Genomic DNA, 26534 nt, shown 5'->3' with positions numbered 1-26534 from the left:
TCGTAAATGTTGATCTGGCCGTTCAAGCGGTGAGCTTAAGCGCCTTCGAAATCTCGTCCAGAGTGGCTTTTTCCGCGTCGCTCACCCGAACGCCGCCAAAACCCAAGAAACCACCTTCGCTGGCTGCATTCGCCACGCGTTCACTGATGCTATAAAGCCAAGCCTTGAACCCGGCAGCGTCATCTGGAGCTTTCGCGTCAACGAGTGCGACGGCTTGGCCGAGCGTTTCCAGGATAGCGCCTTTCATCTCGGCCGCCTGCTTGCCAGCAAGCTTGCTTTTGATCAGGCCGCGCGCTGTCGTGCGTCCCTCGGACGTCTCGAAGTCGGATACCACCGACTTGATCAAGGCATTAGAATTCGGATCGGTCTTGGCTGCGAGCAGTGCGCTGCCACTGGCCAGTCCCTCCTGGGTCATGCCGATGAGGCCGCTTGGATCGGCGAATGTGATTGCGATCCCCGCCATCATGACGCTGCCAAGCACTTCGCTCCATTCCTCTGCGGTGAAATCTGTCTTGGTCGCCATGGGAAGTTTCCCTTTTCTGTCAATGAGGCCTTTGATGGCCCAGCCAAGCACCTGTGAGACATCATTACGCCGTGCGAGGTGGGAATCAACGCAAAGTTCGCCTTTTGGCCCAAGGCTGCATCAGTTCGGGACATTATACTTCCCACACGTCAGGTGCATGACAAGATTGGAAGCTTGGGCCCTGCCCTCGGGAATTCCCACACCTTCCTTGCGCACAAACAAAATTTGCCATTGAAGCCTTGGCCCGCACTGGCGCATTCTGCCAACGCTCTTGCTTTCAGTTTCATAACGTGTTATATAACGTATTATATAACTTGTCGCGAGGAACCATCTTGGTTGAAGATATCGTCAAATCGTTGGGCTTCCTCTGCCTCGGCAGCCGCTTCCGCCGTATCGGCGAACGCCTTCAGGCTGATACGCAGCGTATCATGGAAGAGTTCGGCGTCCCCATCCAGTCAGCTCAATATCCCTTCCTTGCGGCGATCGACCGTGCCGGCCCGCTGACCACAGGGCAACTTGCCCAAGCTGTCGGTATCACACAACCGGGTGCCACCCGCATCATCTCGCAGCTTCAGGAACTGGGATATGTCGACATGCAGACTTCAATTGAGGATCAGCGTCGAAAGCTGGTATCGCTGACGCAGAAGGGACGTGAACTTGTCGATTATTCGAAACGATTGATCTGGCCGCGCATAGAACGGGCAGTAAGCGAACTTTGTGACGATCTTCCTGGCCCAATCCTGGAACAACTGACGGCAATCGAGAGCCGGCTTGCAGATGCGCCACTTGCCAATCGCGGCAAATTCGACAAGGAGCAGAAATCGTGAGCCACGTTCTCGACCGCCCGGCCTGGAGTGCCCTTAGAACCACCCATTCGGCATTGGCCCAAGGCAGTGAGCGCGCCCGCCGGTATCCACCCTCCATCGTCCCCTTTGCCGCCGCAGCCGACAATAGGGCCGAAAGCCTGGAGGCCCTGGAGAATTTGGTCACTGCCCATGAGGTCATGGCGCTCGTCGAATCCGATGCCATCACAGTTCCAAAAGGCCTGACGGTTGTCTCCGAAGCCAAGCTCGTGCAGATGATCGCCGAACAGGCCTTCGAGCGGATCAGCGACAGCAGGATCGAACTGCTGACAGAAGCCGATTCAGCCGACATGCTCGCCTTGGCCATGCTGACCAAACCCGGACCCTTCACACTTCACGCCCAAAGCCTCGGCAACTTCTGGGGTGTCAAGATCGACGGCAGCCTTGTCGCCATGGCTGGTCAGCGGATGCGTCAGCCCGGCTTTGCCGAACTCAGCGGCCTTTGTGTCCATCCCGATTTTCAGGGTCGCGGTCTCGGCACGATGCTCTTTCGCTTCGTCGCTGGCGAGATTTCGGCAAGCAATGAGATTGCCTACCTCCATGTCTATGCCACGAACACGCCCGCCATCTCGCTTTACGAGGCGATGGGTTTTCGCGCGCGCTCCGAGATGAACTTCGCCGTCATCAAGCGTCCTGATCAAGCGTAACGACGAATGCCCTCCATTTCCCAGCACACAACTGAAATTCTCCATTGAAGCCTTGGCTCGCATCGGTTAGAAACGCTTCGCGCATGTAAGGCCAAGCCTTGTATCAGCACCCGTAGCTCAGCTGGATAGAGTGCTGCCCTCCGAAGGCAGAGGTCACAGGTTCGAATCCTGTCGGGTGCGCCAAAATACATAATGATTTCCGATGGATATACTTACGTAATCGCCGATCGAAAAACGCGGCCCCTATAGGTAAGCAGGCAAAATCGGACCGCTTTGGTCCACTTTATAGATCGCGAATAATTCTGCCGGGTGGCGCTGACTCCTGAGCAATCCGTTTCATGGGTGGCTGGTTTAAATATGCTTCTGACGAAGAATGCCGTTCGGTTCCTTGAGAAAGTAGCGCGCACATGTCCCGGCTAAAATTTTTACAGATCGCTTTGTTTGCCTTCGGTGTCGTATTCTGTCTGGTCTATCCACTCGCGATTATCTGGCCGTCGGGTTGGGCTTGGCATGATGGCCCGCCGACCGCTTCGCACTATTTCATGATGATCGTGGGCATATACGCAACGCTTGGGTTATTTCTGATCCGTGCGTCGCGCGATCCCTTGGCACATCGGTCGCTAATCGAGTTCACGATCTGGTCGAGTATCGTGCACGCGCTGATCATGGCGGTCCAGTCCTACAGCCCGGGAGCGCATATGGGCCATATGCTGGGCGACGTGCCAGCCTTGCTACTCGTGGCGGCGGTGCTCGGCGGGTTGACCTACGGCGCAGCGAACGACGGCTAGAGGCCGAAGCGCCAATCTAGCATGCCCGTCTACATCTGACCGCGAATTGCGGAGTCTGACGTTACTGCGCCAATCCCGGTTGAACAGTCGACGCTCGCTGATCTACCCCCTGCCGACCCTTCTCCAATGCAAGATCACGGCAGTCCTGATCCAGAATCTCTCTAACCAATAAGGATGAAGGGACACTTGTCCCTATCGCATGTACTATGTTCCGCTTCAGATGGGGGTCCAATGCCGTACTCGCGTGCTGCCGCCGTAGCGGCGCTCAGTATGATGCTTTCAAGCCCGCTGCCGACGATGGCGGCGGAGCCTGTCGGTGAGGCTGTCCTTATCAAAACGGAAGTAACTGGTGGAGGCGGCCCTATCGCGGTGGATACGCCAGTCCATCGGGACGAAAAGATCAAGACCTCTCAGTCGGGTCTTGGTCAATTCCTGTTCCGTGATGGTACCAAGCTGGCGGTGGGCTGGGGCTCATCGGTTACGATCGACAAGTTCGTCTATGATGACACCAGCTCGGTCAAAAATCTGACGATCAAAGCTGCCAAGGGAACGTTTCGCTGGGTCAGTGGAAACTCAAAGTCGTCGGCCTACAATATCTTGACCCCTGCCGGAACGATCGGCGTACGTGGAACCGCATTCGACTTCTATGTGGGCCCAGACGGAACCACAGCAGTTGTCCTGTTGAATGGTTCGGCGCGATTTTGCGGCGCGGGCGGCTGCAAAGAAATGAAGCGCCGTTGCGATTGTGTCGTTGCCAAGCCCAATGGCCAAATAACCGATACTCGCCGCGTCGATCGGAACATATTCAAGACGTTGGGCAGTACGAAGGCACTGCCCTTCCTGTCGGGCAATCAAAAGCTCTCGGGAGGATTGGGAATAACTGGCACAGGGTGCGGCCTTTCGATGGCAGCAGCGGAGCCTGCGGATAATGGCTCGCTTCCTCCAGCCAGAGCACCCAGTCCCGCCCCGCAAAGTCCGCGAGCTCCTGATCCGCCTGCTCCTCAAAGTCTTCGGGCATCTGATCCGCCTGCTGCAGCCCCCCCAGATCCGCCCGCACCGCCGGCCACGCCGAGGACGGATCCACCATCCAAGCCGGACAAACCAGATAAGCCGCATCATCACGATAGACACCATGATAAAGATCGTCATCACCATGACAGGCATGATGATGATCGGCGCGGTAGAGATCGCCACGATCACGATAGAGGCCGCGACAACCGGGATGATAATGGACCAAGGCACAACAGATAACCAGATCCGATCACGTGTCGGGGGACCGGTCCTTCCCTGCCGGCTGATCGATGAAGTGATCGGATCGGCGCGATATACGGCGATAGAATTCTGGCAGACCGCTTGTGAGTTCCACCGCCTGCAATTTTACGATCCGCAAGAATTTACGACTGCTTGAAGACCGCAACCGTAAGGCTTCGATGAGTTGGGCGTGGATCGCCTGCAGTTGCACAAATTCGGCAGTAACGCCGAGCTTTTCATCACCGACCACCGCGAAAAGCCTGGTCCGCATACTTTTCCCTTTCAAGGCGAGGGCGCCTGCTTCAAGCAAAGCATAGCCCGGCAGCATTTCGGCTGTGCTGTCTGACACAAGAATGTCGAAGCTGACCTCCTTGCACGAGGATTCGATGCGCGCAGCAATGTTGACCGCATCACCGATGGCGGAATAATTGAAGCGTGTCTCCGCACCCATGTTTCCGACACATGCAAGTCCCGTATGGATACCAATACCTATTCCGACCTTCTGTTCGTCTCCAAAGCCAAACGCATTATCCTGATTGAGGCGCGCGAGTGTCTCACGCATGGCCAATGCGGCATGGACCGCTTTGTTGGCATGGTTGGCCACATCCACAGGCGCGTTCCAGAAGGCCATTATCGAGTCGCCGATAAACTTGTCGAGAGTTCCTTCATTGGCGATCACGTGACGGCTGAGCGCATCAAGAAGCGTATTAAGGAACAATACGACTTCTGCCGGAGTCAGGCGCTCGCTGATTTCGGTAAAGTTGCGGACGTCGACAAACATAACCGTCAGTTCCCGGTCGTCTCCTCCAAGGCGCAATGCATTCTGCGTGTGCTCGATACGATACAGCAGCGAAGGCGAAAGATAGTGACCGAATGCGCGTCTGACCGCTCGGCGTTCCCGATCGATTACCAGAAAGCGGAACGACGTCGCCGCAAAATGGGTTATCGACCCGCTGACGATGGGCGCCAGCGGATCAAATAAAAGGCCCGCGTAGAAAAAAGCGAGCCACGACGCGACAAGCGCCATAACCGTGATCAGTAGCCCGCAAACCAAGGCGACGGCCGGACTAACGAAAGTCGTCAATATCACGAGCAGACTTCCCATCGCTGCGATCGACAGGATTTCGAGCCCATTTGCCCAATCCGGACGCGAGAGAAACCGTCCCGACAATATCTGCTCGACGGTTTGCGCGTGCAGCGAAACGCCAGGCACGTTCTGTCCAAGGGCAGTGGTACGGATGTCCTGAAGCCCGGCAGCGGATGTCCCGATAAAGACGATGCTGCCGTCGATAGCGTTCTTTATCTCGGGAGCGGCGCCTCCAGGCGCCAGCACCTGCCTGGCCGAAATATATCTCTCGGCGGTATCGGGGGTGATATAGAGCCATAGTTCACCCTCGGCAGTCACGGGAACTTCGAATTCCCCGATTTTGACCATGGTTATGGTGTTAGGCACGTTTGTCGCCCCTGCCAGCACATAGGTGGAAGCGCCCTGGGCTACGCGTAGCGCTTCAAGCGCGAGGTTGGGATAAAGCTGTTCGCCATCGCTCAGGAAAAGCGGAACCGCGCGAACGACCGCCGATGGGTCACGGGGATTGAGGCTGATGTGCCCGATGCCGGCGGCATTCGTTTCAAATTCCGGCCGCAACGGTGTTGCGGCCTTGATGCGTGGAGGCGCGCCGGTAGGATTTTCACCTGTAAAGGCAAAGCCGGCCTTCACCTGTGGGCGATAATTCCCTTCGTTGGACAAGCCAAAGCCCAGGACGACAGGTTTCCCGGCAATCGCTTGAGCAAAAATTTCATCATTGTCAGGCAGTTGACCAAGCAGCGAGGGATCGATTCCGGCAACGTCTCGCACGACAGTACGCGGCGATAGGCGGTCCGGTTCAGCGAAAAGAACATCAAACGCGATTGCCGATGCCCCCATTTCAGTGAGCCTGTCGACTAGGGTGGCAAGCCGGTCCCGCGGCCATGGCCACTGACCGAACTCCCGCAGCGAGGCTTCATCTATATCGACGACCTTGACGGGCAGGTTTTCGAACGTTCGTGGCGCGATGCGCTGATATTCGTCGAATGTGAGGTCGCGGGCCTGCTTCAGCAGTGGCGGGTCACTTGCCCGCAGGATCGTGAGCGCCGCTACGATCGCTAAGCCGATAAGTACGCCAACTTGCTGCGCGCGCGTCATGGATGCCGTATCAGACCCCTTCTACCGAAAGCCTGACGACAAGGAGTTCTAACCCGGAGGAGTAAGTCCGGTCTGATGGCCTGCCGCCGCGCCAGAAATGGTATGCTGCATTTTTCTTGGCTTCTATGCAATCGGGACATCATTTGCCATCAAATTGCAAAGAGTGGCGCACCCGAATGTAATTTGACGAAGGGGTTGCCGAGAGTCACGCTTCATCCTGCCCTCCCCTGGGTACAGAGGTTCGGCGCTTGACCCCCAGTTAAAAAGGTCTTTCGTCGGGCCTCGCCTCTAGCCAGCCATGAACCCGAAAACGACGTCGCACGGTTGGTGTCGTACATACAACCAAACAGAAATCACAGGCTGTGAATTCACCAAATGTTTCTTGTCGAAACATCTTGCGCGCGCTGGCACGCCAAGGGTATGATAGCCGATGAAAACCACTTTCGCTAAAACTTTACCTGCAATTGGCTCGGGCGACCGTCCTTGGCTCAAGATTCTTTCCAGCTACCGTAAACCGCACAGAGGACGCAGCGCCTTCGAACTCGCTGTTACTGTCATTCCGTTCGCTTTTTTCTGGGCACTGACCTGGGCGGCCGTGCATTATGGATACTGGTGGGGTCTGGTATTGATTGTCCCCGCTGCCGGCTTCCTGCTTCGGCTGTTCATGATCCAGCACGATTGCGGGCATGGCTCTTTTTTTGCCCATCGTCACACGGATGACTGGACCGGCAGAGTGATCGGCGTTCTGACGCTGACCCCTTATGATTACTGGCGTCGTACGCACGCTTTGCATCACGCTTCGGCCGGCAATCTCGACGAGCGCGGCGATGGTGACATTACGACGCTGACCGTTGCGGAATATCGCGCCCTGTCGCGTTGGGGCCGGCTTGGGTACAGGCTTTATCGCCATCCAGCTGTGATGTTCGGTATCGGACCCGTTTGGCTTTTCATCTTCAAACAGCGACTACCCTTCGGCATGATGCGTTCCGGCTTGGAGCCGTGGGTTTCGACGATGGCAACCAATCTCGGAATAGCGGTTCTGGCGATATCTCTTATGTGGCTGGTTGGCGTCGGTCCGTTTCTCCTGATCCATCTGCCGATCGTCACCCTGGCCGGCGCTGCCGGCATCTGGCTGTTCTACGTGCAACATCAGTTCGAAGAAACGCATTGGTCGTCCGGTCCCGAGTGGCAATTTGCAGAGGCCGCGCTGCATGGTTCTTCGCATTACGTGTTGCCGGCCGTGCTGCGCTGGATGACGGGCAATATCGGTATTCATCACGTGCATCATTTGTCCTCGAGGGTTCCCTGTTACCGGCTTCCGGAAGTGCTGAAAGACTATCCGGAGCTCGGCAATGTCGGCCGCATCACCATCATGGAAAGTCTTCGCTGCGTTGACCTCGTCCTTTGGGATGAAAATCGTCGCAAGCTTATCTCGTTTCGCGAGGCCAAAAAGCTGGCTTGAAGCAAGCGAAAAGCTCGGAACCATCTTCCAGCCGGGCCGTTGACTTCCTGGAAAGTGTGATGACCGTGTCAACCGGACGTGATGGCAAGGCGGACAGGAACGTTTTTCCGGTTTCCAATCCTGGCCAACGAAATGGCAGACGAGCGCCTGTCCCATCCGGTCCACACTTTCCTTTCAAAGCTTGGACCTACTAACGAAAGTCCGTTACGGTCAGAACGTACATGGTTTTGCGTCCGTGGGAATAGGCCTTTGTTGCCGCGCTCTGGATCGACGCACGCGCCGCGTCGAATGCCGCGAGATAATCGTCTTCGGCCGATTCCGGCGTCGGTGATACTTTGGCAAAAACGTCAATATCAACAAAGAACGGTACCTGGAAAAGTCCGTCGTAGCCGATGAAGCGCACGCGTTGGCCCGCCGCATCGTAACTGCGACTGCGATTAGGAAAACTTAATGCCATCATCGATACCGATCACTACTATTTCTAATATTATTCTGACTAGTCGCCCGCTTATATTGCGATTAAATTTGACTTATGGGGCCTTTTGGCAGACTATCACTCTAACATAAATACTGATTGAATGGTTATCTATATATAATATTTAATTTTTTCTTTGGCACTCATTGACGACGCAATTGGAGTGCAATCTGTATTACTCTGTCCGGATCGAATTGAGCCAGTTTGGCTCCTCGGGATGTCGAATATTTCGGTCCATCAGTTCCTCCCAGACCTAAAGTTCCGTATGCGACAAACTGGAACCGGTGGACTGTCCCGCCGAACTGCACATCGTCAACCAAAGCAAATCATCTACCAGGAGAATTCTCGATGAACATGCATCGACGCTACAAGACACCCGATATACCAAGCCACCGCTTTGCGGTCGGCCAGAAAGTCCGTATGAAGGGCTGGGGCGGCAACAAGGTGAAATCGGCCGCGACGTTCGAGATTATGGCAACCTTACCCGCGGCGGGTGGTTCCTTGCAATACCGCGTCCGCGATAACGATGAGAAACACGAACGAATTGCGACTGAGGATAATCTTGAGGCTGCTGACATGTGGAGTACCAAGGAGCGCAGCAGTTTCGATCGGAAAGAAGAATCTTGACGGCTGGTCCCGATGCTGAAATTCTCGTTGTTGAAACGGTGGGCCGATGATTATTAAAGAGATGACACAGCAGGAAATCCGGGAATTGCTCGAAAGAGCAACGATCGGCAGGTTGGCGTGTGCAAAGGACGATCGACCTTACATCGTGCCGCTGACTTTCGCCTATCATGCCGTGTTTCTCTATTCATTCACGACCGCTGGGCAGAAAGTCGACTTCATGCGCGCAAATCCGCATGTCTGCGTTGAATTCGATGAGATATCCGCGACGAACAATTGGCAGAGTGTCATTGTGACTGGCAAGTTCGAGGAACTTACGAAGGAACCCGATCATATCGACGGCAGAAACACGGCCCATGCGCTTTTGAACAAGAGCGCCGAATGGTGGCAGCCTGCTTTTGTGAAGACCGTCATTCGAGACCATGAACGAACCCTGGAACCGGTTTACTTCCGTATTTCGATACTTCAGACCACCGGGCACAAGGCCGTCAAAAGCGAATAGACCCGTGTAACCAATAATGCCGGTTATGTTCAGTCAGGCGACGGACAGTTGCTGCTTGTTTGGCGACCCTGCCAGCCGCATGACAACCAGACCCATGAGCGGGAATATACCGCCGATCCAGCCGAGATATTCGAGGCCGACATTGGCAATGACGAGCCCGCCGATCATCGAACCGAGTGCGACGCCGAGATAAAGCGCCGAGTAGTTGAGCGACAAAGCCAATGGCGCGCTTTCTGGTGCAATGGCCAGAACCCGGCTCGCCTGCGCTGGCGGGAACATCCAGGCGATGACGCCCCAGACCACCATGATTGCGATGAGAGCCGGACCGGCAATATTGTCAGGCAATTGCATGATCCAGCTCACGGCCATCAGCACGATGGCGTTGAGCACAGATGCCGTAATGACAGTTTTCTTGGCTCCGAGACGATCCGAAAGCTGTCCCCCGAGGATATTTCCAAGAGCAGCACCAATCCCGAACGTCAGCAATACGACTGGCATCATTGAATGGCTGAGTCCGACGCCTTCGACGGCGATAGCCGCTACATACGTGTAAACCGCAAATGCGCCGGTCATGTAAAGCAGCATAGTCAAGAGCGCCGGCGCTAACCCGGGATGACGAATAACGCCAAGGCGTTGCGCCAGGGTCAATCGATCTGCATAGAGCCCGCGCGGCACAAGGAACCAGACGATCAGGGTAGCCAACGCTCCTATCGAAGCGATGAAGAAATAGGTGCCGCGCCACCCTGCCAAGTCGCTGATGAAGGCGCCAAGCGGTGCGCCAAAGGCAACTGCCAGCGTCGTGCCACCGACAATTGCAGCGATGGCACGCGCACGGTGATGTGGTTCAGAAATGGCGACTGCCGTCGCCTGAGCCGTGGCTGCATAGAGCCCCGCCATCACCGCGATCAACACACGTGCGGCCATAAGGAGGAGATATGTCGGTGAAACGGCGGCAAGAATTGCGCCTGCCACAAATATGAGAGCGCTGCCTGTCAGGACGTTACGCCTTTCGAATGCACCTGTGAGTGCAGCAGCGATCGGGGCGCCGATTGCATAAGCCAAGGCATAGGTCACGACGAGGTAGCCGGCCTGCACCAAGGTAACATCTGTGTCTCCGGCGATCTGCGGCAGGAGGCTGGCGACAACGAATCCCTCAATGCCGATTGCAAATGTGCCAAGCGCCAATCCGACGAGACGAATATCCATGGGAGCACCTTAATGTTCAATGATCATTGAACTAATGAACCTACTCTCTCCGGGTGTCAAGAATAAAGTTCAACAACTATTGAACATTGAAATCTCTCCTGACAATTGCTATTAAAACTCCCATGACTGAGTATCTCCCACATCCGCCAGCTGAGTACATCGCGCTGCCTGCCGTCTTGACTGCACTTGGTGATGAAACGCGCCTTGCGATCATCGCCATTCTCGCCCGTAACGGCGAACGGGCCATGACTTGCGGCCAGTTTCTGCAGTTTGGCTCAAAGACAGCAATCAGCTATCACGTAGCCAAGTTGCGTGAGGCCGGTATCATCCACGTTCGGCCCGAAGGTACAAAACGGCTACTGACACTTCGACGCGGCGATCTGGAAAGCCGGTTTCCTGGTTTCCTCGATACGGTGATCGCTTCTACTGCAGCAACACTGCCGTACAACAGCCTTGGCATGCCGGAAGCGGCTCAATTTGCAGGAGAATAGAAATGGACATCAAACCATCCGGATCGGTCCCGACGCGCCGCGCCTCATCCGACTGGTTCTCCGGCACCGTCTGGGTAGAGCCGATTATCGATGCTGGCGCACCAGCGCGACTGCAAGCAGCTGTTGTACGCTTTGAACCTGGTGCCAGGACCGCATGGCATACGCATCCTCTTGGCCAGACACTGCACGTAACGTCAGGATCGGGTTTAGCGCAGGTTTGGGGTGGGCCGATACAAAAGATCAAGGTCGGCGATACGGTATGGATTCCGCCTGGTGAAAAACACTGGCACGGCGCTGGTCCCGAAAATTTCATGGTGCATATCGCAATGCAGGAAGCCCTAGACGGTAAAACCGTCGAATGGATGGAAAAGGTCTCCGATACGCAATATTCCGGCCATGATTAATCTGGTAATGTACTATTTGCAGTGCATGTGAAAGGAACCACCATGGCGTTCGAAGACATCAAGGCCCGGATCGCGCTTCTGGTCGAAGAGATGGTGCGACGGCCAACGGATGCTCATGAAATTCACGAGACACTGCGCGAACACCTCAACGAGTTGAAGGCCATGGGCATGCCACTGCCGGATGACCTTGTTGCGCTTGAAAAACGCTTGGAAACCGACTTCGACTCTTGAACATCGCACTATAAAAAGCGCTTGGGATGGTCGCTGAGCAAATCATTCAAATCGTCGTGGTCTGTTCGTTCGCCCCTTATAGTCCGGCCATCGAGCATACCGATATCCCTGAGCAAGTGATCGGAAAAATCCTCGGTATCGATATTGGCAGGCTGACTTTCGTCGTTGTCGGGCTTCCATGGATTTGCGATTCGACTCCACCATGAAGAGTGGCTTGATAAGCGCGATGTGGATGCCACGGGGTTCATAACTTCGACTCCAAATGTTGTGACGTGTTGCGTCCCCGTTGTAGATGCGCCCTTCTGCGCTTGTTTTCCAACAAAACGCCGAGTAGCATGCATAAGGACAGCTTATGCGAGACTATTGATGAATCTGCCTCCCCTAGCCGCCATTCGCGTCTTTGAAGCTGCCGCGCGTCACGGCAGTTTTACCAATGCCGCAGAAGAACTCGGAATGACGCAGGCAGCAGTGAGCTACCAGATCAAGCTCCTGGAAGAGAGAATCGGGGCAGCGCTTTTCCTGCGCCGTCCGCGTCAGGTTATTCTGACGGAAGTCGGAGCGCGTCTCGCGCCGGTAATCAGCGAGGCGTTTGACATGATGCGTGCGGCAATTGCCGCCACTCGTGAAAACGCCGATGGTATTCTTACGATCACCACCATTCCGACATTTGCAGCCAACTGGCTCGTGCCACGGCTGGGTTCGTTCCAGTTGGCGCACCCATCTCTCGCGGTGCGGTTGCAGGCAACGCGCGAGATAATTGACTTTGCCCGCCAGGACGCCGACGTCGGCATACGCTCTGGCGGGGGGCGTTGGCCCGGCATGGTTTCGCACAAGATTTTTGGCGCCGACTTTGCGCCCATGCTCAGCCCTACGCTTGCGGGAACTATTGGTGGCGTAAAAACACCGGCGGACCTTCTGAAGTTGCCGATTGTCGATCCGAGCGATCCATGGTGGAAAATATGGTTTGCAGCAGCTGGCGTGGCAGAACCCGATCTACGCGGCAATCCACTCAGCCGCTTCGGTGATCAGCACCTGGAGGGAAAAGCTGTGATCGCGGGCCAAGGTGTTGGCATTCTCACACCCGTCTTTTATGAGACGGAGTTGAAACAAGGCCAGCTTATCCAGCCATTCGATATTGTCGGCAATGACGATCATTTCTATTGGCTGGTTTATCCGGAATCCCGGCGGAATGTGCCGAAGATTCGGGCGTTTCGTGATTGGTTGTTGGAGCAGTTGGGGGAGCAATAGAATGCGGGCGGAACAAAATATCCCGCCCGCTGAAATGCTTAAAAAACGGCGAGATAGCGCAACAATGAGATAATACCGATCACCACCACAATGACTTGGGCGATCTGTTTTGCCCGCGCATCCAGGGGCAGCATCTGGACGAGGTAAAGAACAAGAAAGATCACCAGAACGGTGATCAAAAGACTGATCAATATGGACATTTCAAACTTCCTGTTTTCGGGATCAAAGCGAAAGTAGCCTGATACAACTCACAGTTGGGTTATTTGGTTCCCCAGAGCAGAAGTTGAAACCTTGCATTTCCTGCAACCTTTCATTGTCTGCTTGGATATCTGCTGCTAGGTTCCAGCGTACTCCCGCCCACCAGGATATCTCCAATGCGCTCATTGTTTCACCTTGCCTATCACGTCACCGATCTCGACGATGCGAGGCGCTTTTACGGAGGCATCCTTGGCTGCCAGGAAGGCCGCAGTACCGACACTTGGGTGGATTTTGACTTCTTCGGCCATCAGATTTCACTGCATCTGGGTAAGCCTTTCGAAACAACAAATACCGGCAAGGTCGGCGATCACATGGTGCCAATGCCGCATCTCGGTGTTGTCCTGCCGTTGGATGACTGGAATGCCCTGGCCGACAGGCTAAAACAGGCGGACGTCGACTTCGTCATGCCGCCGGTTGTGCGATTCAAGGGTGAGCCCGGCGAGCAGTGGACGATGTTCTTCCGTGACCCCTCAGGCAATCCGATCGAGGTCAAGGGTTTTGCCGATTTCGCCAGCGTCTACGCGAAGTAACGCCCGTTCATCGTGGAAGTACAGCAGTCCAACTTGAAAGCAGCGTTCTGGATGACCGGTTCGCTTACCGCCATCCTGCTCATGGCGATTTCCGGCCGCGAAGCCTCGAGGGAGCTCAACGTTTTCCAGATCATGGAAATGCGCTCGGTCATCGGACTTGCGATGCTCTATCCCTTGATACGCTCATCAGGCGGTTTCAGGGCTATGAAGACCGCGCGTATCTGGCAGCACCTCGGACGAAACACAGCACATTATGCTGGGCAGTTTGCCTGGTTGCAGGCCCTGTCGATGATCCCGCTCGCACAGGTCATCGCCATCGAATTCACAACGCCGGCCTGGACAGCGGTAATGGCTGTGGCTTTTCTCGGCGAGCGATTGAACATCTGGCGGATCCTGACGATTGCCCTTGGTATCATCGGCGTCATCATCATCGTCCGGCCTGGCATAGGCACGGTGGAGGTAGGGCAGCTCATCGTGCTCGGCGCCGCCCTCACCTTTGGCATATCGTTCACGATGGTCAAATCTTTGACCCGAACGGACAGCGTCGTGAAGATCATTTTCTGGATGTTGATCATCCAGTCGGCGATAGGCCTTCTGCCCGCCATCTATGTCTGGCACTGGCCTTCATTTCATATCATGCCTTGGGTGGTGATCATTGCTTTCACCGGCACGTTTTCGCATTTTTGCATGGCGAAGGCCTTGCAGTACGCCGATGCGACCGTAGTCATTCCCATGGACTTCCTGCGCGTGCCGCTGACGGCTGTGCTCGGCTGGCTGATCTATTCCGAACGGATCGATGTTTTCACCGCTCTTGGTGCGGCGCTTATCCTTTCGGGCAATCTCCTTAATCTCAAGAATCGCACCCCTGCGCCAATAGGGGCGTAATTTCCCGCAAATTCTTTCATCTTACCCGTTACTATAGGCAATAGGACTTCCTACATAGCCATAGGAAGGACATAAATATGCGGGATGGTAATCGTTCGACGGCGGACACATCTCAATATCTTGATTGATATATACAATATTATAGCAATCAGTGTCTTGCGCAGTGCAGCGACTCATCCGACACTGTGTCCATTCGGCATGCAATCCTCTGAGCGAGGGGCGGCCCCTTCAGCTCAGATTCCACTGAATTTGCACGTGGCTGGAGGTAAACATGACTACGCAAGCTTCTGACGTATTTAGCCTCTTCTCTGAGATCTACAGCAGCGAGAAGCAGGAAGAGATGAGCCTGCAGGAATATCTCCTCGCTTGCCGCAATGATCCAAAGATGTTTGCCACCGCTTCCGAACGAATGGTGGACGCTATTGGCGAGCCGACCCTGGTCGATACCAGCGATGACGAACGTCTCGGCCGGATCTTTCTCAACCGCACCATCAAGATCTATCCAGCCTTTGCCGACTTCTACGGCATGGAAGATACGATCGAACGGATCGTCGGTTATTTCCGCTATGCTGCCCAGGGTCTCGAGGAGCGCAAGCAGATACTCTATCTGCTCGGCCCCGTTGGTGGCGGCAAGTCTTCGTTGGCCGAGCGGCTCAAGCAACTCATGGAACACCGGCCCATCTACACGCTGAAGGCCGGGAACCAGATCAGCCCCATCTTCGAATCTCCGCTGGGCCTTTTCCACCCGGAACGAATGTCCGGTTTGCTCGAAGACAAATATGGAATTGCCCGTCGTCGTCTCAACGGTCTGATCTCACCATGGGCCACAAAGCGGCTTGACGAGTTTGCCGGCGATATCTCCAAATTCAGCGTCGTCAAGATTATGCCGTCGCGACTGCGCCAGATCGGCATTGCCAAGACGGAGCCCGGCGACGACAACAATCAGGATGTCTCTTCGCTGGTCGGCAAGGTCGATATTCGCCAGCTCGAAAATTTCAGCCAGGCCGATCCTGACGCCTATTCCTTCAGTGGCGGCTTGAACCGGACGACGCAGGGCATGCTTGAATTCGTCGAAATGTTCAAAGCGCCGATCAAGGTCCTGCATCCTTTGCTGACGGCGACGCAAGAGGGTAATTACAACGGGACCGAGAACTTCGGTGCTTTCCCGTTCCAGGGCATCATTCTGGCACACTCGAACGAATCCGAATGGCTGCAATTCAAGAACAACAAGAACAACGAAGCATTCCTTGATCGCATGTCGGTGGTCAAGGTTCCCTATTGCTTGCGGGTCACCGAGGAAAAGCAGATCTACGAAAAGCTGCTGCGTGAGAGCGAGCTCTTGAATAACCCATGCGCACCCGAAGTGCTGGAGATCCTTAGTCGGTTTACGGTCTCCACCCGTATGGCGGAGCATGAGAACTCGCCGCTCTATACCAAGATGCGCGTTTACGACGGCGAGAACCTGAGAGAGTCCGATCCGAAAGCGAAATCCGTGCAGGAATATCGCGATGCGGCCGGTGTCGATGAAGGCATGAATGGCATCAGCACGCGATTTGCCTTCAAGGTGCTCTCCGAGACCTTCAACTACGATACCAAGCAGGTGGCGGCCGATCCAGTGCATCTCATGTATGTGCTGGAGCAGGCAATCAAACGTGAACAGTTTCCTCAAGAGCTCGAGGCGAATTATCTCGATTTCATCAAGACGGAACTCGCCTCGCGCTATGCCGAATTCATCGGCCACGAAATCCAGAAAGCTTATCTGGAATCCTACAGTGAATACGGCCAAAACCTGTTTGACCGCTACATCGCCTATGCCGACGCGTGGATCGAGGATCAGGACTACAAGGATCCAGATACGGGGCAAATACTCAACCGGGGCATACTCGACAGCGAATTATCGCAAATCGAAAAGCCTGCGGGCATCGCCAATCCGAAGGATTTCCGCAATGAAGTGGTGAAGTTCACCCTGCGTGCCAAGGCCAAGAACAATGGCCGCAACCCGTCGTGGACAAGCTACGAAAAGTTGCGCGAAGTCATCGAGAAACGCATGTTCGGTCAGGTGGAGGATCTGCTGCCTGTTATCAGCTTCGGCTCTAAGAAGGACGGCGCCACCGAGAAGCAGCATACGGAATTCGTCCAGCGCATGGTCGAACGCGGTTATACGGAGCGGCAGGTTCGCCGCTTGGTCGATTGGTATATGCGGGTAAACAAGGCCGGCTGACGACCGCCGAAGAAAGGTGCGTGAATGCCGAACTTCATTGATCGTCGCCTGAACCCGAAAGACAAAAGCCTGAGTAATCGCCAGCGCTTTCTGAGGCGCGCGCGTGTGGAGTTGAAGCGGGTCATCAATGAGAAGATATCGACTGAAAAGATAACGGATGTCGATGCCGGGCACGCAATTTCTCTGCCGGTGAGTGGCACCAGTGAACCCAGCTTCTCGCCCGACCGCGGCACCGGCCGCCGCGAATATGTCTTGCCAGGCAATCGGGAATTTGTGCTGGGCGATCGCTTGCCAAAGCCGGGTGCGGGTGGTGGCGCGGGTGCCGGCAAAGGCGGCGCAGCCGATCTCGAACTCGAAGACGATTTCCGTTTTGTGCTGTCGCGTGAGGAGGTTCTCGATCTGTTTTTCGAGGATCTGGAACTTCCGGACATGGTCAAGTCGAGCCTGAAGGAAGCCATTGCTTTCAAGCCTCGCCGCGCTGGCTTTACGACTGCCGGAGCTCCGACCAATATCAACGTCGGGCGGTCCATGCGCAACAGTTTCGGCCGGCGCATTGCCCTGAGGAGACCGAAGCAAGCCGATCTGGATGCTATCGCCGATGAGATAGCGGTACTGGAGGCGGAGGCTAAACCAAGTGCGGTATCAAGCGAACGCCTAGCCGGATTGCGCCGGGACCTTGAGGTTCTGCAAAGGCGGCGCAAACTGGTGGCTTACATCGATCCCGTCGATATTCGCTTCAACCGCTTCGAGCCCATGCCCGTGCCTAACTCCAATGCGGTCATGTTCTGCCTGATGGATGTTTCCGGTTCCATGGGCGAGCGCGAAAAGGACCTCGCCAAGCGATTTTTCGTCCTGCTGCATCTGTTTCTCAAGCGGCGGTACGAGCGCATCGATATCGTCTTCATCCGCCATACCCATCAGGCTCACGAAGTGGATGAGGAGACATTCTTCCACAGTACACAAAGCGGCGGCACAGTCGTATCGACAGCGTTGGAGGAAATGCGGCGTATCATCGAGGAACGTTATCCAAGCAGGGACTGGAACATTTACGCGGCCCAGGCCTCAGATGGAGACAATCTGACGGGCGATTCCGAAAATTGCGTCAATCTTCTGAATAACGAGCTGATGAAGCTTTGCCAATATTATGCCTATGTCGAGATTCTGGATGAACGGGAAAGCGCGATTTTCAGATCGACGGACAATGGCACCTCGCTTTGGCGCTCCTATCGCCTTATTGGAAAAAACTGGCGCAATTTCCAGATGACGCGAATAGCCAAGCCCGGGGACATATATCCGGTGTTCCACCAGCTTTTTGCCAAGCAACCAAAAACAGCGAAAAGCGGTTGAGGGGCAACGGCGAATGAACAAGCGCGCAGACACCTCGAATCTTCTGTTTCAGAGTTCCGAATGGAATTTCAACACCCTGTACCGCACTTATGACGCGATCAAGGAAATCGCTATCGATGAGCTTGGTCTTGATGTCTATCCCAACCAGCTGGAGATCATTTCGTCCGAGCAAATGCTTGATGCCTATTCCTCCAATGGCATGCCGCTGATCTATCGGCACTGGTCATTCGGCAAACATTTCGTTTATGAAGAGCATCACTATCGCAAGGGGCATCGTGGACTTGCGTACGAATTGGTCATCAATTCCAATCCCTGCATCACTTATCTGATGGAAGAAAACACCATGTCGATGCAGACATTGGTGACCTCACACGCCGCCTTCGGCCACAATCATTTCTTCAAGAACAACTATCTGTTCAAACAGTGGACGGATGCCGACGCCATTTTGAACTATATGGAGTTTGCCAAAGGCTATATCGCACGCTGCGAGGAAAGGTACGGCCTCGCTGCGGTAGAGCCTATTATCGATGCCGCTCATGCACTCATGGAACAGGCGGTGTTCCGCTATAACCGGCCTCCGCGTAATTCCCCCCTGAAAGAGCGGGAGCGGGTCCGCGACCGGCTGGAATATGAGGAGCGCGCCTTCAGCGACCTATGGCGCACCCTGCCGCAGCGCAAGGCCGACGAGGATCCTACCGAAACAGAACGGGACCTATCCGAGCGCAAGAAGACACTCAACCTTCCGGAGGAAAACCTTCTCTATTTCATCGAGAAGAACAGCATCATCCTCGAACCATGGCAGCGGGAGATCCTGCGCATTGTTCGTGTCGTCGCACAATATTTTTACCCGCAGCGCCAGACAAAGGTGATGAACGAGGGCTGTGCCACGTTCGTTCACTACACGATCATGAATATGATGTTCGACAAGGGGCAGCTCAGCGAAGGCAATCTCCTGGAGATGCTGCACAGCCATTCCAACGTCGTGTTTCAGCCAGGGTTCGATGATCCACGCTTTTCCGGTCTCAACCCTTATGCGCTCGGTTTTGCGATGATGCAGGATATCGAACGTATCTGCACCAAGCCTACCGCAGAGGATCGCGACTGGTTTCCAGAATTTGCCGGCAATGGCGACTGGCGTGGAACATTGCTCGACGCCTGGGCCAATCACCGCGACGAATCGTTTATCCTGCAATATCTGAGCCCGGCGCTCATCCGCAAGTTTCGATTGTTTGCTCTTGAGGACGAGACCAAGGAAAATCACTACAGGGTTGCGTCCATCCACAATGAGCGCGGTTATGAGAGTATCCGCAGCACCTTGGCGCGGAGCTACGATATTGGCGTGAACCAGCCCAACATCCAGGTCGTCGATGTGGATTTCCGCGGCAACCGGCATCTCCACCTGCAACACACGGTGCGGGATAGCATTGTTCTCGACGAGCACGCGCGCAGCGCGACTTTGCGGCACGTCCGCCGTCTTTGGGGTTATGATGTCAGCCTTGTCGGGGTCGAAGCAGGCTCGGACAAGACCCTTTACGAAACCTCTTCCAGTAAGCTCGCGGGATAGCGTCAGCACCTATTCTGCAACCCGTGGACACGGCGCTACATCCGGCGTATCTTCGCTGAGGATTTGACGAGAGCGCAGATGCTCTCCCCTGACTTTTTAGCTCGTGTCAACTCCACCTTTCCCCCTGCCCCAGCCACCCTCGAGGAAGCCATGGCCTATAATCTCAAGATTAACGGAACCGCTCATAGCGTGGACGTCGATGACGACACACCGCTGCTTTGGGTAATACGCGACGTGCTCGGCATGACCGGCACAAAGTTCGGCTGCGGCGCGGCCCTCTGTGGTGCGTGCACTGTCCATATCGACGGCGTAGCAACACGCTCCTGCATTACTACCGTCGACAGCATCGGCGATAGCGCCATTACAACAATCGAAGCGATCGGAGAGACGCCGCAAGGCGCGGCATTGCAAAAAGCCTGGCTAGACCTCGAGGTCGTTCAATGCGGCTACTGTCAATCCGGCCAGCTGATGTCGGCTGCCGCCCTGTTGGCGGAAACACCAAAGCCCACCGATGAAGACATAAACAGCGCCATGTCCGGCAATGTCTGTCGCTGCGGCACCTATCAGCGCATCCGCGCCGCCATCAAGCAAGCAGCGGAGGCCTGAGCCATGGACACTCTCAATCTCAACGAACCGACTTCCGGATCCAGCACGTCGCGCCGCACTTTCCTGAAAGGAGGCGGACTGCTTCTCGGCTTTGCCCTGCTCGGCGGTACGACGACGTCGGTCTTTGCAGCAAACGCAGCGCAAGTGACCGAGGATGAAGTAAAGGCACCCTTCGCGCCGAACGGCTTCATTCGTATAGACCCCAAGGGCACGGTCACACTGGTCATGCCAATGGTCGAAATGGGCCAGGGTACATATACCTCCCTCGCCATGCTGTTGGCCGAGGAGCTGGAAGTCGACCTTGATCAGGTCCAGGTGCAGCATGCACCGCCGAACGATGCGCTCTATGCAAATTCGATCTTGCATATTCAGTCAACCGGCCTTTCATCATCGGTACGAGCGTTCTGGACGCCATTGCGTCAGGCTGGCGCTGTCGGCCGCACACTCTTGATCGCTGCTGCGGCCAAGCAATGGGGTGTAGAGCCCGGCACCTGCAAAGCCGCACACGGGGTGGTCACGGATGCGTCCGGCTCGAAGCACCTAAGCTATGGTGAACTGGCGGATGCTGCATCGAAGCTGCCCGTACCGGCGGCTGACAGCGTCAAGCTGAAGGAACCAAAAGACTTCACCCTGATCGGCACACCTGCCAAGCGAGTCGACACGCCGATGAAGGTCGACGGCCGCGCCATCTATGGCATCGATACCAAATTGCCGGGAATGAAAGTTGCAGCGATTTCGATTTCGCCGGTGTTCGGCGGCAAGGTGAAGACGGTCGATGAAAAGGCAGCCCTCGCCGTGAAGGGCGTGCATCAGGTCGTCAAGATCGATGAGGCTGTAGCGGTGGTCGCAGATCATCTGGGTGCGGCCAAGAAAGGGCTGGAAGCCGCTGCCATCGAATGGGATGACGGCCCGCACGCCACGGTAAACACTGCGGACATCATCATGGAGCTCGAAGAAAAGTCGAAGCAGCCCGGCGCGGTCGCACGCAATGAAGGCGACGCTGAAAAGGCACTTGGATCGGCGGCCCAGCGCATAGATGCGATTTACCAGGTGCCGTTCCTCGCACATGCGACCATGGAACCGATGAATTGCACGGTGCATATGCAGAAGGACAGCTGCGATATCTGGGTGGGTACGCAGGTGCCGACGTTAACGCAGATGTTCGTTGCCGGTGTTACCGGATTTCCCAAGGAAGCAATCCGGATCCACAACCACCTCTTGGGTGGAGGTTTCGGCCGGCGTCTCGAACCGGACGGCACAGTATTGGCCGTCAAGATAGCAAAACAGGTCGATGGCCCGGTCAAGGTCGTCTGGAGCCGCGAGGAAGACATCCAGCACGACATGTACCGGCCCTATTATTACGATCGGATGTCGGCCGGACTGGACGCTGATGGCAAGCCGGTCGCATGGACCCATCGTATCGCCGGTTCCTCGATATTCGCGCGCTATGTCCCGCAACTATTCGTCAACGGGCTTGACCCCGACGCCGTCGAGGCGGCAGCCGAACCGCCCTATGCCTTGCCGAATATCCATGTGGACTATGTCCAGGTCGAGCCTCCCGGTGTGCCCACCGCATTCTGGCGCGGCGTTGGTCCAACCCACAATGTGTTCGTGGTCGAGAGTTTCATGGATGAACTCGCCCATGCTGCCAAACAGGATCCGGTTGCCTACCGCAAGGCGCTGCTCGCAAACAATCCGCGTGCGCTCGGCGTTTTGACCTTGGCTGCGGAGAAATCCGGGTGGGACACGCCCTTGCCCGATGGTCAGGGTCGCGGCGTTTCGGTAGCCTTCATCTTCGGCTCCTATGTCGCGCAAGTAGCCGAGGTGACGGTTGGTCCTGACGGGGCCGTCAAGGTCAATCGCATCGTCTGCGGGCTCGATTGTGGTCTGTCGGTCAACCCCGATACGATCGAAGCGCAGATCCAGGGCGGCTCTATCTTCGGCCTGACTGCTGTCTTGCACGGTGCGATCACCATAAAAGACGGCCGCGTGGAGCAGAGTAATTTCGACAATTACCTTCCCATGCGGATCGATGAAGTGCCGGTGATCGAGACCCATCTTGTCAAGAGCGCAGAGGCTCCGGGTGGCATTGGTGAAGTGCCGACCTCCATTGTCAGCGCGGCCGTGACGAATGCGATATTTGCCGCCACCGGCAAGCGTGTCCGCACACTTCCTGTCGATCCGGAAATGCTGAAATCATCCAGCTAAAACAACTGCACAAATGCATCGGGGGTAGTCCTCCCGATGCATTGGACAAGATGGTTCTCAGTCATAGGCCAATGCCCAGCCGGCACCCTTGAGCCAGCAGCGATCATCAGCGATGTTGTCGCTACGGTGGAGGCGCGTGACGCGGTCCCAGCCGCCACTCGCAAAGGCCTTTGCGAGTGCATCCTCCGATTTTTCGTCCCGCAGGCCGGCACACGGATAAATCGCGACACCCGACACCCAGCGCGCCGCAAAATTTTCGCCTTCACGCGTGATAACGAACACGGCACCGCGCGGCCTGCTGCGCCGGCTTTGGCTGGAATATCCATCGTCGGTGGTCATGGGCAGAACCAGGCGCCCGCCATCTTTGAGCCGGTCCAGCCAAATATCGGCGGGGCGCGTTGCACCCGCGTTGACATAGATTATGTCCGCCGGTTCGAACTCGACTTTCGTACCGTCACCTTCAATCACTTTGACATTTGGGTAGGCGGAAAGATTGGACTTGGCGCGTGCCGCGAGGTCAGTCTCCAACTCAATCCCCGTAACGTGCCCGGACGGCCCCGCCAGATGCGCCATGATCGCCGTGTAATAGCCGACCCCAGCGCCGACATGCACAATATGTTCGCCTGCAACTGGATGCGCGCACCATAGTAGATGCGCATGCAATGACGGTTCGCCATTGTTGATGTGCCGCTCCGGCGATATCCCGACCAGATCGTCCGTATAGAGGTAAACTGGGTCAGCGTTTGGCGTATCGACATAGCCAACACCGAAACGGCGCATCGGCCACGGGCCGGGTCCGAGAAAATCCTCGCGCGGCACTTCCGCAAAGGCATTTTCGATATGGTGATCCTCAACGCCAACGCTCGCCAATATCTGCTTGGTGAATGAGCGGCGAACGATCTTCAGTTCGTCAGGATCGGTCATCCATTACATTCCGGTTGGACTACGACATTGCTATTGTAGTCATGTCATGCCGGAAGGTTCAACTTCAATGATCACAGCTAGTTGGCCAGCTCGTGGTGCATGCTTGTCGAGCTCGTCTCATGTGCAGCGCATAGCCGGCTTGTCAGCTCGGGGTCTCGCGCTTCTATGGCGGAGACAATAGCACGGAGCTCGTCGACCATATCCCTATTCTGGCTAATGACGCTCGGCACGAGATGCTGGATAATGATAATTCGATTGTTGAGAAGCGTTAGCATCGCGCTTGCAACACTGTTGCCGCACCCTTCGAGCAATATGGAATAGAATTTATTCTCTGCGGTCATGGCGTTTTGGTCGTCCATGCGATCGACATGCGCACGCAGGCGCGCCACCTGCGCGTTGCTCGCATTGCGGGCGAACTCCTCGCCCACCAACGGCGTCAACGCCTGCCTGACGCGAAGCATCTGGTTGGCCTCCTCCGCGTTGGGTTTGGCCACCGAGAGACCCCGTCGCGGCGTACTGACGATCACGCCCTCGGCTTGCAGATGCTGCAATGCTTCACGCAATATTGTGCGGCTCACAAGCAATTCCTCGCAAAGCAGGCGCTCGATCAGTTTCTGACCCGGGCGCAGGGATCCCGACAGGATCGATTCACGCAAGGTGTCTGTGACTTGCTGGCGCAAGGATGTTGTTTCGCGCGGCATATGTAGGCCCAATAACGCCATAGCCCTTCCTCGATTCCACATTCGCCCGATCATCGGGCTTCTGCTTATTCGTTATATTTCATTGAATATAACGTCAAGGGAAAGTCATTCACGCGATCCCGTATGCGTTGCTAAATTCTCGGTCAAGAAATCGACGAAGCTCCGCACGCGCGCCGCAAGGTATTCATGACCGACGAACACCGCATGGATGAGTTCAATGTCACCCGGGTTGTAGTCCTCAAGCAACGCGACCAGCCGCCCGGCCTCGATGTCGACTCTGACATGAAAGAGGCCCAGTCTGGCAATTCCAAGCCCGGCCACGCACATCTGCTGCGCGGTCGATCCATTGTTCGAGAGGAAATTGCCGGCGACCGCGATCGTATCGATCTCCCCGGTTTTGGGATCGCGAAACGGCCACTCATTCAGTATCCGCCGAAAGTTGAAGTTGAGACAGTTGTGGCGCTCAAGGTCACGGGGATGCATCGGGGTGCCGTGCTCGGCGAGATAGGCTGGTGAAGCGATGACCACCACCCGGCTCTCGAAAAGCTTGCGCGCCTTCAGGCTCGAACTGCGCATGGGTCCAACGCGGATGGCGACGTCGGCACGCTCCTCGATCAGATCGACCACGCCGTCGCTAAGCGAAACGTCGAGTTCCACCTCCGGGTAGCGTCGCAGGAATTTGGGAACGAGCGGCAGAATGCACATCATTCCGACTGGCACGGAAGAGTTCACGCGCAACAATCCGCGTGGCGCCGCCGATGCACCCGAGGCTACAGCCCGTTCAGCCTCGTCAATCTCCGCGACAATGCGCAGCGCCCGCTGATGATAGATTTCACCCTCCGGCGTTAGCCTGAGCGTACGCGTCGAGCGCACGAGCAGACGGGTCCCAAGCCTCTCTTCGATACGGCTGATGATTTTGCTGACGGCTGATGGCGTAAGGCCTAGGCGTCGCCCCGCAGCAGAAAAGCTGTTGAGGTCGACCGCCTGAACGAAAACTTCCATTTCTCCGGCTCGATTGTCCATGTTCGCTACGACCTATGAATTCGTTTCACAAGTATTGAGCAGTATGAAGCGATTATCAAGGTAATGACGATGCGCCATATTCCCCTCGGCTTTCGTCAATCTCTGGCTGACTCCCAAGCAGCCCCCATTCAAAGGACAAGACAATGCCTCTCGCTCTTCTGGCGTTGACTATCAGCGCCTATGCCATCGGAACGACTGAATTCGTCATCGTTGGCCTTTTGCCCACAGTCGCCGCCGATCTCAATATTACGCTGCCGCTCGCCGGTCTTATCGTCAGCGTTTACGCGCTCGGCGTGACCTTCGGCGCACCCATTCTGACCGCCCTTACCGGCCGTATCGAGCGCAAGCCTCTGCTGCTCGGTCTGATGGGGCTTTTCATCATCGGCAATACCGCCGCCGCGCTTTCGCCGAGCTATGAACTATTGCTCGTCGCCCGCGTGATAAGCGCTTTTGCCCATGGCGTATTCTTCTCTGTCGGTGCCACAATCGCCGCCGATCTCGTGGCGCCAAACCGCCGCGCGTCCGCCATCGCCATGATGTTCCTGGGCTTGACCGTCGCCATCGTTACCGGCGTACCGCTCGGCACCTTCATAGGCCAGCAGCTCGGCTGGCGCGCAACATTCTGGGCCGTGTCCGGACTTGGTGTCATTGCCTTGCTCGCCATCGCATTCCTTTTACCGTCAAAGATCGCCAAAGCAGAACCTGCGCGGCTCATCGATCAGGTTCGTGTTCTCGCCAGTGGCCGCCTGCTTCTCGCCTTTGCCATGACTGCGCTCGGCTATGGTGGCACCTTCGTCATGTTCACGTTCCTAGCGCCAGTTCTGCAGGAAATCACAGGCTATGCCGGCTCGACCGTCAGCCTGATACTCGTCCTCTACGGTCTTTCGATTGCGGTGGGCAACATGGTTGGCGGACGCGTCGCCGATGGTAATCCGGTCGGTGCCCTTGCGGTCATGTTCACGCTGCAAGCGGCAGTGCTGGCGATTTTCACTTTCACGGCCGTCTCGCCCATATGGTCATTGGTGACGCTTGCCGCACTCGGTGCGCTCTCCTTCTCCAACGTCCCCGGCCTCCAGCTCTATGTCGTGCAGCTTGCCAAGATTCACACACCTGAAACGGTAGACGTCGCTTCGGCACTGAACATCGCCGCCTTCAATCTCGGCATTGCCGGAGGTGCATTCCTCGGTGGTCTGATCGTCGCCTCGCCCCTCGGTCTCGGCGCAACACCCTGGGTCGGTTCGCTTCTGGTGGTCGGAGCGCTCGGTCTGACCCTCTGGAGCCAGATGCTCGACCGCCGTGCGACGACCGAAGCTCTCGCCATCTGCTAAAGGGAAAATGGTGGGGCGGGGTGACAGGACAGGATAATTTGC

General features: G+C 56.1%; 27 protein-coding genes and 1 tRNA gene. 20 read left to right on the top strand and 8 right to left on the bottom strand.

What is annotated here, in order from left to right; translation table 11 throughout:
- Nucleotides 1-22: 22 nt before the first annotated feature.
- Nucleotides 23-523: a hypothetical protein gene (locus PHA01_RS11985; protein WP_271895682.1), complete on the bottom strand. Its 501-nt coding sequence runs from the start codon at nt 521-523 to the stop codon at nt 23-25.
- 332 nt (nt 524-855) lie between these two features.
- On the opposite strand from PHA01_RS11985, the gene PHA01_RS11980 reads away from it, so the two are divergent.
- The 5 genes from PHA01_RS11980 to PHA01_RS11960 all read left to right on the top strand — a co-directional run bounded on the left by PHA01_RS11980 (nt 856) and on the right by PHA01_RS11960 (nt 4072).
- Nucleotides 856-1350 carry a MarR family winged helix-turn-helix transcriptional regulator gene (locus PHA01_RS11980; RefSeq protein WP_271895680.1) on the top strand — a complete coding sequence of 165 codons (495 nt, stop codon included), beginning with the start codon at nt 856-858 and terminating at the stop codon, nt 1348-1350.
- Nucleotides 1347-2033 carry a GNAT family N-acetyltransferase gene (locus tag PHA01_RS11975; RefSeq protein WP_271895678.1) on the top strand — a complete coding sequence of 229 codons (687 nt, stop codon included), beginning with the start codon at nt 1347-1349 and terminating at the stop codon, nt 2031-2033. Before PHA01_RS11980 ends, PHA01_RS11975 begins: the two co-directional genes overlap by 4 nt.
- A 106-nt stretch (nt 2034-2139) precedes the next feature.
- Nucleotides 2140-2216, top strand: a tRNA-Arg gene (locus tag PHA01_RS11970).
- A 224-nt stretch (nt 2217-2440) separates the two neighbouring features.
- Nucleotides 2441-2821, top strand: coding sequence for a DUF6632 domain-containing protein (locus PHA01_RS11965; protein WP_271895676.1), 381 nt, complete (start codon nt 2441-2443; stop codon nt 2819-2821).
- A 231-nt stretch (nt 2822-3052) separates the two neighbouring features.
- Nucleotides 3053-4072 carry a FecR family protein gene (locus tag PHA01_RS11960; protein ID WP_271895674.1) on the top strand — a complete coding sequence of 340 codons (1020 nt, stop codon included), beginning with the start codon at nt 3053-3055 and terminating at the stop codon, nt 4070-4072.
- A 10-nt stretch (nt 4073-4082) separates the two neighbouring features.
- Here the strand turns inward: PHA01_RS11960 and PHA01_RS11955 are convergent, their stop codons facing one another.
- The gene (locus tag PHA01_RS11955) at nt 4083-6254 is read right to left on the bottom strand and encodes a CHASE2 domain-containing protein (RefSeq protein WP_271895672.1); all 2172 of its coding nucleotides are present in this window, start codon (nt 6252-6254) and stop codon (nt 4083-4085) included.
- A gap of 430 nt (nt 6255-6684) precedes the next feature.
- Between PHA01_RS11955 and PHA01_RS11950 the strand changes: the two genes are divergently transcribed.
- Nucleotides 6685-7716, top strand: a complete 1032-nt coding sequence (locus PHA01_RS11950; RefSeq protein WP_271895670.1) for a fatty acid desaturase — start codon at nt 6685-6687, stop codon at nt 7714-7716.
- A gap of 190 nt (nt 7717-7906) precedes the next feature.
- On the opposite strand, the gene PHA01_RS11945 is transcribed toward PHA01_RS11950, so the two are convergent.
- Nucleotides 7907-8173, bottom strand: a complete 267-nt coding sequence (locus PHA01_RS11945; protein WP_271895948.1) for a DUF1488 family protein — start codon at nt 8171-8173, stop codon at nt 7907-7909.
- Nucleotides 8174-8539: 366 nt separating this feature from the next.
- On the opposite strand from PHA01_RS11945, the gene PHA01_RS11940 reads away from it, so the two are divergent.
- Together PHA01_RS11940 and PHA01_RS11935 are read left to right on the top strand one after the other, a co-directional pair.
- On the top strand, nt 8540-8818 hold the full coding sequence (locus tag PHA01_RS11940; protein WP_271895668.1) for a hypothetical protein: 279 nt from the start codon (nt 8540-8542) through the stop codon (nt 8816-8818).
- A gap of 46 nt (nt 8819-8864) precedes the next feature.
- Nucleotides 8865-9317: a pyridoxamine 5'-phosphate oxidase family protein gene (locus PHA01_RS11935; RefSeq protein WP_271895666.1), complete on the top strand. Its 453-nt coding sequence runs from the start codon at nt 8865-8867 to the stop codon at nt 9315-9317.
- Between the two features lie 33 nt (nt 9318-9350).
- Here PHA01_RS11935 and PHA01_RS11930 read toward each other — a convergent pair whose 3' ends face one another.
- Entirely contained in the window at nt 9351-10523 is a 1173-nt protein-coding gene (locus PHA01_RS11930; RefSeq protein WP_271895664.1) for an MFS transporter, read from the bottom strand.
- 122 nt (nt 10524-10645) lie between these two features.
- On the opposite strand from PHA01_RS11930, the gene PHA01_RS11925 reads away from it, so the two are divergent.
- From PHA01_RS11925 to PHA01_RS11910, 4 genes are all read left to right on the top strand, one after another.
- Entirely contained in the window at nt 10646-11014 is a 369-nt protein-coding gene (locus PHA01_RS11925; RefSeq protein WP_271895661.1) for an ArsR/SmtB family transcription factor, read from the top strand.
- A gap of 2 nt (nt 11015-11016) precedes the next feature.
- Complete coding sequence (locus PHA01_RS11920) at nt 11017-11418, top strand: (R)-mandelonitrile lyase (RefSeq protein ID WP_271895656.1); 402 nt, start codon at nt 11017-11019, stop codon at nt 11416-11418.
- A 42-nt stretch (nt 11419-11460) separates the two neighbouring features.
- Complete coding sequence (locus PHA01_RS11915; RefSeq protein ID WP_112526856.1) at nt 11461-11649, top strand: hypothetical protein; 189 nt, start codon at nt 11461-11463, stop codon at nt 11647-11649.
- 366 nt (nt 11650-12015) lie between these two features.
- A complete protein-coding gene (locus PHA01_RS11910) occupies nt 12016-12897 on the top strand; it encodes a LysR substrate-binding domain-containing protein (RefSeq protein WP_271895652.1) in 882 nt (293 codons plus the stop codon).
- A 38-nt stretch (nt 12898-12935) separates the two neighbouring features.
- Here the strand turns inward: PHA01_RS11910 and PHA01_RS11905 are convergent, their stop codons facing one another.
- Nucleotides 12936-13097: a Thivi_2564 family membrane protein gene (locus tag PHA01_RS11905; protein ID WP_209998290.1), complete on the bottom strand. Its 162-nt coding sequence runs from the start codon at nt 13095-13097 to the stop codon at nt 12936-12938.
- Between the two features lie 174 nt (nt 13098-13271).
- Here PHA01_RS11905 and PHA01_RS11900 point away from each other — a divergent pair, with 174 nt between their 5' ends.
- The 7 genes from PHA01_RS11900 to PHA01_RS11870 all read left to right on the top strand — a co-directional run bounded on the left by PHA01_RS11900 (nt 13272) and on the right by PHA01_RS11870 (nt 22516).
- Nucleotides 13272-13685, top strand: coding sequence for a VOC family protein (locus tag PHA01_RS11900; RefSeq protein ID WP_271895649.1), 414 nt, complete (start codon nt 13272-13274; stop codon nt 13683-13685).
- Between the two features lie 51 nt (nt 13686-13736).
- Complete coding sequence (locus PHA01_RS11895) at nt 13737-14570, top strand: DMT family transporter (RefSeq protein WP_224507842.1); 834 nt, start codon at nt 13737-13739, stop codon at nt 14568-14570.
- Nucleotides 14571-14841: 271 nt separating this feature from the next.
- Nucleotides 14842-16791 (top strand): PrkA family serine protein kinase, encoded by a 1950-nt coding sequence (locus PHA01_RS11890; RefSeq protein ID WP_271895647.1) that lies wholly within the window; start codon nt 14842-14844, stop codon nt 16789-16791.
- A gap of 24 nt (nt 16792-16815) precedes the next feature.
- Nucleotides 16816-18138, top strand: coding sequence for a YeaH/YhbH family protein (locus PHA01_RS11885; RefSeq protein ID WP_271895646.1), 1323 nt, complete (start codon nt 16816-16818; stop codon nt 18136-18138).
- 13 nt (nt 18139-18151) lie between these two features.
- Nucleotides 18152-19702, top strand: coding sequence for a SpoVR family protein (locus tag PHA01_RS11880; RefSeq protein WP_271895644.1), 1551 nt, complete (start codon nt 18152-18154; stop codon nt 19700-19702).
- 150 nt (nt 19703-19852) lie between these two features.
- Nucleotides 19853-20308, top strand: a complete 456-nt coding sequence (locus PHA01_RS11875) for a (2Fe-2S)-binding protein (RefSeq protein ID WP_271895642.1) — start codon at nt 19853-19855, stop codon at nt 20306-20308.
- 3 nt (nt 20309-20311) lie between these two features.
- A complete protein-coding gene (locus PHA01_RS11870; RefSeq protein WP_271895640.1) occupies nt 20312-22516 on the top strand; it encodes a xanthine dehydrogenase family protein molybdopterin-binding subunit in 2205 nt (734 codons plus the stop codon).
- 57 nt (nt 22517-22573) lie between these two features.
- Here the strand turns inward: PHA01_RS11870 and PHA01_RS11865 are convergent, their stop codons facing one another.
- The 3 genes from PHA01_RS11865 to PHA01_RS11855 all read right to left on the bottom strand — a co-directional run bounded on the left by PHA01_RS11865 (nt 22574) and on the right by PHA01_RS11855 (nt 25164).
- The gene (locus tag PHA01_RS11865; protein WP_271895638.1) at nt 22574-23440 is read right to left on the bottom strand and encodes a protein-L-isoaspartate O-methyltransferase family protein; all 867 of its coding nucleotides are present in this window, start codon (nt 23438-23440) and stop codon (nt 22574-22576) included.
- A 77-nt stretch (nt 23441-23517) separates the two neighbouring features.
- Complete coding sequence (locus PHA01_RS11860) at nt 23518-24162, bottom strand: GntR family transcriptional regulator (protein WP_271895636.1); 645 nt, start codon at nt 24160-24162, stop codon at nt 23518-23520.
- 84 nt (nt 24163-24246) lie between these two features.
- Entirely contained in the window at nt 24247-25164 is a 918-nt protein-coding gene (locus PHA01_RS11855) for a LysR substrate-binding domain-containing protein (RefSeq protein WP_271895634.1), read from the bottom strand.
- Between the two features lie 143 nt (nt 25165-25307).
- Between PHA01_RS11855 and PHA01_RS11850 the strand changes: the two genes are divergently transcribed.
- Nucleotides 25308-26492: an MFS transporter gene (locus tag PHA01_RS11850; RefSeq protein WP_271895632.1), complete on the top strand. Its 1185-nt coding sequence runs from the start codon at nt 25308-25310 to the stop codon at nt 26490-26492.
- Nucleotides 26493-26534 lie beyond the last annotated feature (42 nt).

Source organism: Candidatus Phyllobacterium onerii, assembly GCF_028331445.1.
Taxonomy (GTDB): Bacteria; Pseudomonadota; Alphaproteobacteria; order Rhizobiales; family Rhizobiaceae; genus Phyllobacterium; species Phyllobacterium onerii.
This window is presented reverse-complemented; position numbering and strand designations above follow the sequence as displayed.